Here is an 11,630-nt window from a genome sequence, read left to right as displayed (position 1 = left end):
GCGGCCGTCGGCCGCGGGGCGGGCGCGCTACAGGCTTCGGCAAAAGGAGATGCAGACCAGGACCAGCAGCCCGATCGGCAGCGCGGCGGCGGCGGCGAGCTTGACCTCCAGGGAGGGGTGCAGGAGCACGAGCGCCACCAGCAGCAGGGCGGCACCCACACCGAGCGCCCGCTTCAGCGCGGGGGCGGCGGCGCGCAGCAGCGCGCGCAGTTGCTCTGCCGGCGTGGCCGTGTCCGGCTCGGCGTCCGGTACGGCTGGCGGGTCTGCCGGGGCGGGGCGCAGGGTGGGCTCGTGCCGGTCGCCCGGGTGCGCCAGGGTGGTGGCCTCGGCGGTGGTGGGCGCCTGGCCGGTGCAGGTGGCCCGTTCGGTCTGCGCGATCGCCAGCAGGATTCCCGCCTCGACGCCGAACTGCGGCTGTGCCCACTCGAAGAAGATCTCCTCCAGGAGGGCGGCGCGGCTGCTGCGGTCGGCGGTGACGGCGAGCCGGTACCAGATCTCGTGCTCGAAGGCCGGGTCGACCGGGTCGGCCTCCTCATCGGCCAACAGCTCTTCGCTTTCGGCCACCAGGCACAGCAGCCGGGCGCGGGCCGGGTAGCCGGCGTCGTCCTCGACGTCGGCGAGCGCGCCGAGCAGCTGGGCGCGCTCCTGCGGCGCGGTGATGTGCGACAGCTCGGCCAGCAGCCGCTGCTCGGCGCTGGTCAGATGGGTGTCCCTGTCGAGATACCGATGTCCGTTGAGCGGCGTTGTGGGAGTGTTCGTCATGGTCTCTCCGTTTGTTCCGTGCGATCGCCGGTTTGGGGTGGTGCGGTGGGGCTGTGCGCTGCCCCTGGCACCGTGTGCGGGTGTGCGGTGGATGCTGCGGCGGTGCGCGGGAGGCGTCTCCCCGAATGCGCGGTTACTCTGCGTGATGGACGGTGGGTGTGCGGCGGTTGTGCGGATGATGCGCGAAGGCATGTGCGTAAGGTGCGCGGATCATGTGCGCTGCTTACGCACATGGCGTCTTCCCTATAGACAGTCACCGCCGCGCACACCCCGCACAGCGCACAGAGGTGCGGTTACGGAGCGTTCACGGGGGCGGGGGCCGGTCACCGGCCGTCACGGCGGTGGCCCCGCGCCCCGGAATCAGCCGACGGTCGTCTTCTCCATCGGTGAGGCGATGATGTCCCAGCCCTCGGCGTCGCCGCGGTCGGCGATGCACCCGAGTTCGGCCCATCGATCCCGCTGGCGGTACAGGAAGCGGCGCTCGCGGCCGACCTCGTTCGTCCAGGCCACCAGGTCCTGGGTGAAGATCGCCTCCTGTCCGCTGCGGTACAGGGCATCCAGCTTCTCGTCGAAGACGCGCTGGGCGGCCTCGGTGCTCAGCTTGGGCCGGGACTGGCCGTCCTCGCCGGCGGGGTCGTCCTCGTTGAGGTCCGGGTCGATGTCGCCGTCGATCGGCGCGTGCGGGTCGACGTTCTCGTCGAAGTCGACCGGTTGCGCGTCCTCGCCCAGGTGCTTGCGCCGCGACTCGGCGAGATCTTTCCTCATCCAAGCAAGCGCTTGTTGTGCTTCTGCGGTGGTCGTCTCCTCGATCCCCATTTCCCTCTCCTGGTCGTCGTCGGGGTAGCGGCTGCTCCGGCTCGCGGCCGGGGCGCCGTTCGCGGTGATGGTGCTCGCCGCCTCGGGCCGCGTGGAAGGCACCGGGGCGGGCCGTGCAGGGGCGGCCGGCGCGGCATGCGGCGCGGTGTTCGGCGGCGCCGCGGCGGGGCCCCAGACCGGGCCGGTGTAGAAGGTGCGGTGCTCATACAGCTCGCCGAACAGGCCGGCGGTCACCGGGTCCATCGGATCGCGGTAGCGTGCGCCCAGGTTGGCGGCCTCGATCAACTGCTCGTCGTGGGGGTTGTAGATGCGCAGCATCCGGGCCCAGCGCTGGGCCGGGATGCCCAGGCCGGCGATGTAGCAGTAGCCGCGCCGGGTGGTTCCCCAGGTCGGCAGGTTCTTGCCCAGGGCCTGCAGGGCCGGGACGGGCAGGATGTACTCCACGTCCTCGGCGCTGTCGCAGCCGAAGGCCATGCCGGCGGTGTGGTCGGCGCGGGCGTCGGTCGGCATGGACCGGTAGGTGGCCCGGCGCAGGCTGGAGGCCACCATGATCCCGGCGCTTCGGGCCTTGCCCAGCAGGAAGACGTAGTCGGACTCGAAGGCCATGAACTCGTCCGACTCCTCGATCCAGATCAGCAGCAGGTTCAGCGAGCTGCGCAGGGACCAGCGCATCAGACCTTCCCGGGCCAGGTGCTTGGTACGGCCCTCGACCACCAGGCGCATGCGCTTCATGAACCTGCGGGCCTCGCTGGCGTCGTTGATGACCCAGGTCAGGCCGTGTGCCACCGGGCCGAAGGTCTGCAGTTCCTTGGCCAGGTCGATGCCGACGATGTTCAGCCGGCGGCGCATGACCAGGTTGGCCAGGATCATCCGGGCGCCGGAGGACTTACCGGAACCCGTGACGCCGCCGATCTTGAGGTGGCCGATGTCCTCGGCGTCGGGGTCGCTGTCGAAGTCGCCCACCAGCGACACCATGCACGGGCCGGTCTGGTATTCCCCGACCGCGAACGGCACGGTGGGGTTGGCGCCCACCTCGGCCGGGCCCGGCCAGCGGATACCGCCGGGAACGGCCAGGTTGTCGCGGGTGGCGATCTCGATCTCGCCCAGGCCCTCGGCCTTGGGGTCGCCGTTGAGGGCCGAGCCGCCCGGCACCGCCCGGGCCGCGGCGGCCAGGGCCGGCATGAGCGCGCGGGCATCGTCCAGGGTGGCGCCGTCGGTGGTGCGCACCTTGGCTCTGATCACGCCGCGCTCGTCCACCTTGGCACCGCTGAACTGCACCTTGGAGGCCCGGATCGCCTCCATGAGCGGGTTGGATGCCTGCTCCCCGTGCCCGAGGGTGCGGGCGTACTTGCCGCCTCGCCAGATCGTCCACAGGACCCAGACCACTAGGCTGGCGACCACGTAGCCGGGCCAGATCACCCCCATGCCGACGATCAAGCCCACCACCAGCGTGAGAGTCGCGGCCCCGCCGCTGACCACGGTCAGGACCCGCAACAGCAACCGGCGCCCGGCCGCCAGCCAGCCGAACACCGTGCATCCCGCCCCGATGAGCAGCAACACGATGGCCATCAGCGGCGTCAGCACCGGCCGACCGCCCCAGGCGTGGTGCGCCCATTCGATCAGTCCCGCGTACACGATCGCCAAGATGGCGGGCGTGACCAGCGGCAATCCGTGCACCAGCAGCCAGCCGCCGCCCGTGGACACCACCGGCTCGGTCTCGGCCGGCAGGTTGGGAGTCTCGTTGCGTGCCATCCTCAGACACCACCCTTGCGCTCGCCGTTGTCGTAGCGGCCCGCGCGCCGGCCGCGGCCGTTGACGCGACGCTCGCCCACCATGAACTCCTGATGCACCGCCGCCATCCGCACGACGGCTTTGGCGGCCTCCAACACCGCCTCGGCGCTGTTGTGGCCGTTGGCCCGCAGGCGGTAGCTCAGATACATGCGCTTCAGCCAGGGCACGTACGCCCGGCCGTCCTTGCCGTCGCGCCTGCGCATCCACCGGGCCATCTCGTTGGCGTCTTCGAAGATGGTCCGGGCGACGTCGGCCAGCATCGCCCGGCCGGCCTCGGTGTAGTCGCGAAAGGCCTGGTGAGAGCCGGTCAGCTCGGCCTCCTGAAAGGTGTTGGCCTGCTTGACCAGGTCGATGTCCTTGCTCACGGCCTCTCCTCTCCTCGGTGCTTGCCGCCGCCGCTGCCGAGTGCGGAGGCGGCCACGAAGTCCTCGTGGAGCTCCTTCATCCGGCGCACGTGCTTGGCGGCCTCCAGCAGCGCGTCGGCGCCGTTCTTGCCGTGGCCGCGGATCCTCCTGGACAGCTGCCAGCGCTCGCGAAAGCCCAGCCGTTTGCCCTGGCTGGGCTTGCGGTGGCGGAGCCAGGTGGCCGCGAGCTCGGCGTCCATGGAGAGCATCGTGGCGAGCGTGCGCGACAGGGACTCGGTGTTGTCCAGGTAGGTGGCCATCCCTTCGTGGCTGCCCGTGACCTGGGCCGTGTCGAAGGCCTTGACCTGCGTGCGCAGGCTTCTGCCGGCCCGGTTCATGCCAGTTCTCCCATCGCGTCGCGCAGCAGGCGCAGGGCGATCTGCTGGGTGGCCGTACGGACGACGGTGCGGCCGTCGCGGTGACGCTCCACCGTGGTGACTTCGCTCGCGGCCCGCCGCCAGCGCCGCCGCACGGCGCGCCCGCGGCCGCTCAGCGTCGCCGACTCAGCCAGGGCGAACTCCAGCACCACGGCCGCCAGCGCCAGCAGCACGACGGCCAGGTGCTCCAGCAGCCGCTCGGGCCAGCCGGGGGCCAGCAGCCGACTCATCGCCACCACCCCTCCTCGCTCGTCAGCCCGGCGTCGACCCGGCTGGCGACCGGCCGGTCGTTGTGGCGGCTCGACCACCAGGAGTGCCCTTTGACGGTGGCCGCGCAGAGCAGGGCCACCGCGGCGATGGCGGTTGCCGGTCCCTCGGTGGTGGTCAGCAAGACCACCCAGCCGGCGAAACCGGCAGCGGCGGCTGCCGCCAGCAGGGGCAGGAACTGAGGTGTTCTCATCCGCGTGGTCCCCCTTCCGGATCGGGTGCGGTGGTGGGCGACGGGTGTGCGGTACCGGTGTGCGGTGACCGTCGGTTGATGTGCGGGCATGTGCGGCCGGTGCGCGGCTGCGCCTCGTGCATGTGCGGTGGTGTTTGCCTGGCTGAGGCGGCGCATCGCGGCTCTACTCCACCTCGATCAGGCCGAAGTAGATGTGGCCGAGGCTGTCGTAGATCGCGCTGCTGTGCTCGTGGTGTGGGTCCCGGCCGGTCATCTGCCCGCAGGTGCGAAACAGCTTGATCGCGGTCTCCACGGGCAGCGCGACCGTCAGCTCGGCGCCGTCGCTGCCCCGCGGCACGGCGGCGACGTCGCCGACCAGCTCCGTGATCACCTTGTGGGTGTCGCTGCGGACGATCGCCGTGATCTCGCGCACCTCCTCTTTGTCATCCAGCGCGACAGTGACGATGCGGAATCTCCGATGCTCCATTGCGGTGTCTCCTTGGGTCGGGTTGATCGGGGGATGGATGGGTGCCGCCCGCGTCGGGTGGAACCGGGGCCGGGCGGACACGTCAGAACGGACAGGAAGGACGGACATCGGACCGGCGCCTGGGCGGACACCGGACTGGGGTCGGGCGGACACCCGCCAGCCTTCGGGCGGGCGTCCGGCGGACGTGGAGCCGGACAGCCAAGCGGACATCTGGCGGGCCACCTGTCGGACAGCCAGCCGGACAGCGAGGCGGCTCAACCGCCGGTGCTGTCCGCTCCGCCGAGCGGTCACCAGGCGGACATCCGGGTCGCCATCCGGGCCGGGGTGCCTGCGGTCGGCGGCCACACGCAGCGCTCGATCCCCACCGCCGGCGCAATCCCTTCGGGCATCCACGAGCTCCACGGCGCGTTCACACGGGCCGCGTTCACAGCCGGGGCTGGATGAGGTCAGCGTTGCCATCGTGAAGCTCTCCATCGGAAGGAATCGCGGAAGGAATCGGGAAGATCAGGCCGTCGTGGGCGCGGCCGGGAAGGCCTTGGGGTCGCCCACGAACAGCTCGTACGGCACCCCGGCGGCCTCCAGCTCGGCGATGCGTGTGAACACGTGGCGGGCGATATCGGCGCGCTTGCCCGAGCCGCTCACGCCGACGGCCGGCAGGTGCGCGCGCACCAGGTCGGCGACGCTGGTCTGGCCGTGCCCCGTCGGCCCCGCCGCATCGTCACTGCCGGACGGATGGTTCGAATGCTTCATCTGGGTCTCCCTTTTCGATGAGGTTCTGCTGGTCAGGACCCCTGCCAGGGCCGCGCCTGCGCTGGCAGGGGAGACTCACCATCAGGGCCTTCGGCGGTGCGCGGTGCGTGTGCGGGCGGGTGTGCGAGGGGGTGTGCGGTGCACATGCCTGGCGCGCGGGCCGCAGATTCCGGCGGAATCGGCGGGCGCGCACCCATGTGCGGGTCGGCCGGGGCTAGGCATCGGCACCTGCCAGGGAGCGCTCGCCCTCGTCGCTCAGCGCCTCCTCGGCGGCGGCCCTGAGCCGCTGCCCCGTCTTGGCCGCGAGCGGGCTCTCCAGCCGGTCCCGCCACTTCTCCGACAGCAGCCGGGCGATCTCGGCGCCGCTCAGGCTCGGGTCGACCTTCAGCAGCGCGATCGCGGCGAGCCGCTTCTCCTCCGCGGTCGGCGGCCCCAGGTCAGAGCCGCTTCCCGCGCCCGCACCGGCCTCGATCTCCAGGTGGGCGCGGCCCGGACCGCCGCCGTTGAGGCGGGGCCGGCTCGCGGCCTGCCTCAGGATCTGCAGCTCTTCCTGAACGGCGGTACGGCGGCGCTGGAACTGCTCCTCCAGTTCGGCTTGGCGACGCCCGAACGCTTCCTCGAGCGCTTGCTCGCGGCGGGCCGCCTGGAGGTCCAAGTCCCTCTGCCGGTCCTCCATGTCCGATTGGAGCTCCGCCTCCATGTCCGCGCGCAGGGCGGCGATGTCCGAGCGCACGGCCAACTCCATGTCCGAGCGGAGAGCGGCCATGTCCGATGCGATGGCCGACTCGATGTCCGAGCGCATGGCCGATGCCATGTCCGATCGCCGCTCGGCCATGTCCGCCTGCAGGCGGGCGATCATGTCCGCTTCCATCGCCGCGCGCTGGCGCTCGATGTCCGACGACAGGGCGGCGATGGTCGCATCCCGGCGGCGCTGGGCGATGGTCTTGGTGATCATGTTGAGGGCGATCAGCGCCGACGTGTCGGCGATCAACCAGATGCCCAGCGCGGCCACCGGCCCCGCGGACGGGGTGATGACCTCAAGGTGCGCCTTGAGCGACATCAGCATCGCGGCGATGAAGATCGCGACGACCAGCTTCTTGGCCTTGGGCCCTGCCACCGGGTCGCCGAAGGTGTGCGACAACAGCGCGGCGAACAGGATCGGGACCACGGCGACCATCAGCGGGACCGCCAAGTCCCAGAACCTCGGGCCGGCCTTCAGGAGCTGGTCGATGTGCTCCTGGCTCGCGCCGGCCCGCTCGGCGGCTGCAGCCGCGACCCTTGCCCCCTTCCCGGCGGTCAGGAAGGCGTCACGGATGTTGAAGAACAGGCTGGACAGGGCGCCGGCGACCAGGATCGCCACCCAGACGCCCAGGCCGTGGGTGTCACTCGTCCCCTTCGCCGGGGCGGCATCGGCGCTGCTCATGCCGTTTCTCCGCTCGTGATCACGAACCGGCACGTGGCGGTGCGGCCCGTGGCGGCGATCTCCTCCCGGTACTCGTCGGCCAGTTGGTGCACGATGCTCAGGCCGCGGCCGGACTCATCCGCTTCGCGCTGCGCCGGGACGCTGAGCGGGCCCTGGTCGACCACGCTGAGCTCCACCTCGGTCGAGCTCAGCGCCAGCCGTACCGTGAACATGCCGCCGTCCCGGCCGGAGGCGCTGTGAAGGACCGCGTTGGCGCCGAGCTCGGTGAAGGCCAGCGCCACGTCATCGCGCCGGTCGCATCCCTGCAGCAGGCCCAGCACCCACGCGCGGGCCTCTCCCACCTGGTCCGGCGTGCCGGTGAAGCCACGCTGGACGTCGGCCTGCAGGAGGTCGGCCTGCAAGGAGTCGGCCGCGGGGGCGGCGGCGATGAGCGTCATCTCCCCGTCCACTCGCAGCCAGGGCACCCATCCGCGCACAGGCAGGCGGCCAGGACCGGAACCTCCGGGTGAGCCAGCAGCGTGAGCGGCGCCATGCCGTCCGGCGGCAACTGGCCGTGGCCGGCCAGCGCGTGCCTGACGTGCACCAGCGGATTGGGCTCTCCCCTGTCCTCGGCGGCCACGCTCGCCCGCGCCGCGGCCACGAGCTCGGCGTACTGGGCCACGAGCAGCACGACCTCGTCCCGGTTCAGCCCGAGCCTTCTGATCGCGGAGGTGACGACGGCGGTCACAGCGCCACCCCCCGGAGAATCGTCGCAAGCGCCTGGTCGACATCGACCAGCTCACGCTCGCGCCCCATCGGGATGAGCCGGTAGATGTCGGTGACGAACTCCTCGACCGGGCCGGTCTCGGTGTACACGGTCATCCGCGCGTCAGGACCCGGACGCAGCGTGATCACCTGCCAGCCCGGCACCACGTGAGGCGCGACCAGCACATCGCACTCACCGGCCGCCTGGTCCAGGCCCTCAGCGAGCAAGTCCCGCGCAAACCGGTAGACCACGGTCTCCCGGTTCGGGCCGCCCTCGACGAAGGCCAAACGGACCGCGTACGGGTCCGTCGGTTGGTAGGCGATGATCGCCCTGAGTCGCTGCTGGTCTTCGGTCCACAGGACCAACCCACGAGTGATGGTCTTCATACGACCATCGCCTTGTCGGAGGCGGCTTGCTGGTCACTCGACAGACCCTCAGGAAACAGGGTGAGAGCGGCCTCGGACACCGACCCAGTGGTGATCTCGCTCAGCGCGTCTTCGGCAAGTAGGGCACGAATGTCGCGCTCACGGAAGCGGCGCAGGTGACCACCGGGCGTGGGGACGGCCTTCAGCCGTTCCTCCCGCGCCCAGCGGTTGATCGTGGCCGGCGTGACGCGGTAGACCCCGGCGACCTCCGCAGTGGTCAGCAGCCGGTCGCCGGAGGCGGCCAGTTCGTCCATGATGGACATGAGTCGTGTGTCCTTCCAGGTAGGCGACTCGTTCACGGCCTCGGTGTTGCAGCACCGAGGCCGTTCTTTGTGATTCGGACATTCGACACTTGCAGTGATGTGCTAAACAGCAGATGCTGTATGGCACTTCTCACCGTAGACGGCGCTCGGAGCACCGTCAAGGAAGTGCTGTACAGCAAATGGCGTATGGTGGATCCATGAAGCAAAGCCAGACCCCGCCCTCCCGGCGGATTGCCGACGACCTGCGAGCCGAGATTCAGTCCGGCCAGCTTCCGCCCGGTTTCAAACTGCCGGCCGTCCGCGTCCTCGCCGAGCGGTACGGGGTTACTCAGAGCCCCGTTCTGAAGGCTCTGGCCGCGCTGAAGGCCGAGGGCCTGGTGATCGCCATCCACGGTTCCGGCGCCTACGTTCGCCAGGCCAACCCCGTACGGCGGCTCGGCCCCGACCGCTACGCCCGCCACCGCTGGCAGACAACGACCGTGGAGGCACATCCCGACGATCGCGTCGACAGCCCCACCGTCATGCAGCAGGGAAGCCAGACACAGGATGTTGCCCTGGTCGAGGCCGATGAGCGCACCGCAGCAACTCTGCAAATTGAGGTCGGCGATCTTGTGTACGAGCGCGACCGGGTGGTATTCAGGGACGGCGCTCCGACTCACAGCATCACGTCGTACTACCGTCAAGCCGATGTTGAGGGCACGCCGCTGACCGATCCGCGCCCCGGCATTGCCGGCCGTTCCGGGGGTTTCCAAGTGCTCACCGACCAGGGCCTCCCGCCTCACGAGATCACAGAAGACCTGTTCGCCCGCATGCCCACGATCGACGAAGCCCTGAAACTTGACCTTCCCGCTGGCGAGCCGGTGGTCGAGCTTCACCGGGTCACCCGTACGGCAGAAGGTCGCCCAATCGAGTACGCCAGAGGCGTTCACGCCTCCAGCCGCTTCGCCTGGTCCTACACCTTCGAGATCCCGGACTAACTCCACCTCGAACTGTGGTGCAACGGAGATACGGGACCACCCATTGGCCGTGGTCCCGTTCCGTTGCGAACCACAGCAGATCCAGGTTGACGCGATCTCGCAGATTGCAAGCGTCGACGATCTTTGATCGTTGCAGGACCTCATCGCCAGCACTTATTCATGATCACAATGAATAGTTTGGAGGTCGAACGAGTATGCACGGGCATGCTCCGTTCACATGATCCTTCGGTAGTCCTCAGCTGCGTGGTGGACCGCGTCGCGGGCCTCGTCATCCCACGAGACGAAGGGCTGAAGCTCGTCCCAATAGCCTCGATAGTCGGCGATGTCGCGAGGGTCAGTGATAACCGCTGTGGCGTTCTGTGTGGCCACCAGGGCGGCCTGGTCGTCGTAGAGGGTGAAGGGATGCAGGCCAGGGATGGTTGTGGGTGTAGTCCAGGTGATGATCCCGACGTGAACGTTCGGTCGCTCGGATTGATGGATTAGGTGCTCAAGTTGGTCGACCATGATGGCGGCGCTACCCATGCACCAGCGCAGGGCTCCCTCGCCCATCACGAGGTGGAACTCCCGGTCACTTTCCAGAACGCGCTGTCGGTTGAGGCGTGCCTGGACGGTGCGCGTGAGGTTTTCAGGACTTAGCGAAGCTCCAAAAAGGGCCTCGATGTAGGCGGGGATCTGGAGAAGGCCGTGGATCGCAGAGGGCGCGAAGTTTCGGATCGTCTTGGCGGCGTTCTCCAGCTTGCCGATACGTTCCTGCATCGCCCAGCCACCACGTTGCAGCACCATCCGCCGCGGGGTACGGCTGGCGGCAAGTGCCTCGGTCATAGCGATCAGCTGGCGGCGAGTGCCGGGTGAGGCGTTATAGACGCGGCAGAGAGCCGCGACCTCGTCCTTGTCGACGAGCCCCCGGCCTGTCTCAGCACGGGAGATTTTCGTCTGGTTGACCCCGGACCGTTCCGCCGCGGCGGTCTGGGATAGGCCGGATGCCTGGCGAAGATTCCGCAAGGCATCCGGCAATGACATGGGCGAGGTCATGCTGCTGGGCGCTCCCGCCAATAGTGAGGATGGTCGCGCCAGTATCGGGCGAACGGGACGCCCGTGTTCCAGGCTGCCGTCCGAGCGGCTCTGTAAGCCCTGATGGTTTCGCGGTCCACCACGGGGTTGGCACCGACGAAGTTCCCGACGTCGTTGTAGTACATGCGGACGCCGTGATCCTCCCCTATCAGCCAAAAGTCCTCATCGATCAGCTGGGCCGGGCGGGCAACCTCGGTCAGGTCGAGGATACGGATGTGTTCGCCAGCTTCTGCGTTGAGGGCGAAACCCCACTCGAACTCGAACCGCTCGTAGTCGGTCAGCGGGCCCTTCACCACGTGGACGCGGTAGGTGTTCAGGCCGCGGGAGACCTCGTCACGGATAACGTCCAGCCAGGGGCCCTTACGACCCATATCAGGGCCAGGCTCACCCGCCAGGTAACGAGCAAGATCGTCGCCGTTGGCCGCCACGTCGTACACCGGCAATTGTTCCAACCGGAACAGCGTGCTGGTGAAACGCTCATCGATGTAGGCGGCAAGTTCCTTGCCGTCAAGCACGGTTCAGCGCCTCCTTCAGCGGCAGCGAGGATACGGGGAGCTCCACAGCGGCCTCGCCCGGAGGAATAGAAAGCTCGGCCAACGCCTCGGCGTCGGTCAGCTCAGGTCCATAGACCAGGACGGTATCGCGGCCAGTGACATGCAGGTGAGGCCAGCCAGCAACATCGCGGAGCTCAGGAACGAGCGACAACGGTACATCGACCGCTGTCCACCCTTGTCGAACGAGGAAGCCGGCGGCGGCTACGTCGTTCACACCGACGACGTAGCCCTGGACAATGAGTGTGTTCTGATCGGTGGCGTTGATACTCGGGCACTCGCGGCCGATGTCGCAGTCGCTCTTGCGAAGCAGGCGCAGGTTCAGCGGACTCACTCCCTCCGATGAGGC

The 11,630-nt window shown here is 69.1% G+C and carries 17 protein-coding genes; 1 reads left to right on the top strand and 16 read right to left on the bottom strand.

What is annotated here, in order from left to right; all coding sequences use genetic code 11:
• Positions 1-27 precede the first annotated feature (27 nt).
• The 13 genes from FVE25_RS51925 to FVE25_RS56915 form a co-directional block, all read right to left on the bottom strand.
• Positions 28-762 carry a hypothetical protein gene (locus FVE25_RS51925; RefSeq protein WP_157254825.1) on the bottom strand — a complete coding sequence of 245 codons (735 nt, stop codon included), beginning with the start codon at positions 760-762 and terminating at the stop codon, positions 28-30.
• 360 nt (positions 763-1,122) lie between these two features.
• A complete protein-coding gene (locus FVE25_RS51920) occupies positions 1,123-3,330 on the bottom strand; it encodes an FtsK/SpoIIIE domain-containing protein (RefSeq protein ID WP_157254824.1) in 2,208 nt (735 codons plus the stop codon).
• A gap of 2 nt (positions 3,331-3,332) precedes the next feature.
• Positions 3,333-3,734, bottom strand: coding sequence for a hypothetical protein (locus FVE25_RS51915; RefSeq protein ID WP_157254823.1), 402 nt, complete (start codon positions 3,732-3,734; stop codon positions 3,333-3,335).
• Positions 3,731-4,111, bottom strand: a complete 381-nt coding sequence (locus FVE25_RS51910; RefSeq protein ID WP_157254822.1) for a hypothetical protein — start codon at positions 4,109-4,111, stop codon at positions 3,731-3,733. Before FVE25_RS51910 ends, FVE25_RS51915 begins: the two co-directional genes overlap by 4 nt.
• Positions 4,108-4,380: a hypothetical protein gene (locus FVE25_RS51905; protein WP_157254821.1), complete on the bottom strand. Its 273-nt coding sequence runs from the start codon at positions 4,378-4,380 to the stop codon at positions 4,108-4,110. The genes FVE25_RS51910 and FVE25_RS51905 overlap by 4 nt, the downstream gene beginning before the upstream one ends.
• Positions 4,377-4,610 carry a hypothetical protein gene (locus FVE25_RS51900; RefSeq protein ID WP_157254820.1) on the bottom strand — a complete coding sequence of 78 codons (234 nt, stop codon included), beginning with the start codon at positions 4,608-4,610 and terminating at the stop codon, positions 4,377-4,379. The genes FVE25_RS51905 and FVE25_RS51900 overlap by 4 nt, the downstream gene beginning before the upstream one ends.
• A gap of 163 nt (positions 4,611-4,773) precedes the next feature.
• The gene (locus FVE25_RS51895; RefSeq protein WP_157254819.1) at positions 4,774-5,076 is read right to left on the bottom strand and encodes a hypothetical protein; all 303 of its coding nucleotides are present in this window, start codon (positions 5,074-5,076) and stop codon (positions 4,774-4,776) included.
• Positions 5,077-5,580: 504 nt separating this feature from the next.
• On the bottom strand, positions 5,581-5,826 hold the full coding sequence (locus FVE25_RS51890; protein WP_157254818.1) for a hypothetical protein: 246 nt from the start codon (positions 5,824-5,826) through the stop codon (positions 5,581-5,583).
• A 214-nt stretch (positions 5,827-6,040) separates the two neighbouring features.
• Positions 6,041-7,249 (bottom strand): coiled-coil domain-containing protein, encoded by a 1,209-nt coding sequence (locus FVE25_RS51885; protein WP_157254817.1) that lies wholly within the window; start codon positions 7,247-7,249, stop codon positions 6,041-6,043.
• Positions 7,246-7,686, bottom strand: coding sequence for an ATP-binding protein (locus tag FVE25_RS51880; protein ID WP_157254816.1), 441 nt, complete (start codon positions 7,684-7,686; stop codon positions 7,246-7,248). The genes FVE25_RS51885 and FVE25_RS51880 overlap by 4 nt, the downstream gene beginning before the upstream one ends.
• Positions 7,683-7,976 carry a hypothetical protein gene (locus FVE25_RS51875; RefSeq protein WP_181019989.1) on the bottom strand — a complete coding sequence of 98 codons (294 nt, stop codon included), beginning with the start codon at positions 7,974-7,976 and terminating at the stop codon, positions 7,683-7,685. The genes FVE25_RS51880 and FVE25_RS51875 overlap by 4 nt, the downstream gene beginning before the upstream one ends.
• Positions 7,973-8,380, bottom strand: coding sequence for an SsgA family sporulation/cell division regulator (locus FVE25_RS51870; RefSeq protein ID WP_157254815.1), 408 nt, complete (start codon positions 8,378-8,380; stop codon positions 7,973-7,975). The genes FVE25_RS51875 and FVE25_RS51870 overlap by 4 nt, the downstream gene beginning before the upstream one ends.
• Positions 8,377-8,682, bottom strand: a complete 306-nt coding sequence (locus FVE25_RS56915) for a helix-turn-helix domain-containing protein (protein WP_343046197.1) — start codon at positions 8,680-8,682, stop codon at positions 8,377-8,379. Before FVE25_RS56915 ends, FVE25_RS51870 begins: the two co-directional genes overlap by 4 nt.
• Positions 8,683-8,879: 197 nt before the next feature.
• Here FVE25_RS56915 and FVE25_RS51860 point away from each other — a divergent pair, with 197 nt between their 5' ends.
• Positions 8,880-9,659 (top strand): GntR family transcriptional regulator, encoded by a 780-nt coding sequence (locus FVE25_RS51860; protein ID WP_157254814.1) that lies wholly within the window; start codon positions 8,880-8,882, stop codon positions 9,657-9,659.
• A gap of 213 nt (positions 9,660-9,872) precedes the next feature.
• Here FVE25_RS51860 and FVE25_RS51855 read toward each other — a convergent pair whose 3' ends face one another.
• From FVE25_RS51855 to FVE25_RS51845, 3 genes are read right to left on the bottom strand one after another with little or no spacing between them, the layout of a single operon-like run.
• Positions 9,873-10,679, bottom strand: a complete 807-nt coding sequence (locus FVE25_RS51855) for a helix-turn-helix domain-containing protein (RefSeq protein WP_219826028.1) — start codon at positions 10,677-10,679, stop codon at positions 9,873-9,875.
• An 8-nt stretch (positions 10,680-10,687) separates the two neighbouring features.
• The gene (locus FVE25_RS51850) at positions 10,688-11,245 is read right to left on the bottom strand and encodes a DUF6879 family protein (protein ID WP_157254812.1); all 558 of its coding nucleotides are present in this window, start codon (positions 11,243-11,245) and stop codon (positions 10,688-10,690) included.
• Positions 11,238-11,615: a hypothetical protein gene (locus FVE25_RS51845; protein WP_157254811.1), complete on the bottom strand. Its 378-nt coding sequence runs from the start codon at positions 11,613-11,615 to the stop codon at positions 11,238-11,240. Before FVE25_RS51845 ends, FVE25_RS51850 begins: the two co-directional genes overlap by 8 nt.
• Positions 11,616-11,630: the final 15 nt, after the last annotated feature.

Origin of the sequence: Nonomuraea typhae (genome assembly GCF_009760925.1) — a bacterium.
In the GTDB taxonomy this organism is placed as follows: Bacteria; Actinomycetota; Actinomycetes; order Streptosporangiales; family Streptosporangiaceae; genus Nonomuraea; species Nonomuraea typhae.
This window is presented reverse-complemented; position numbering and strand designations above follow the sequence as displayed.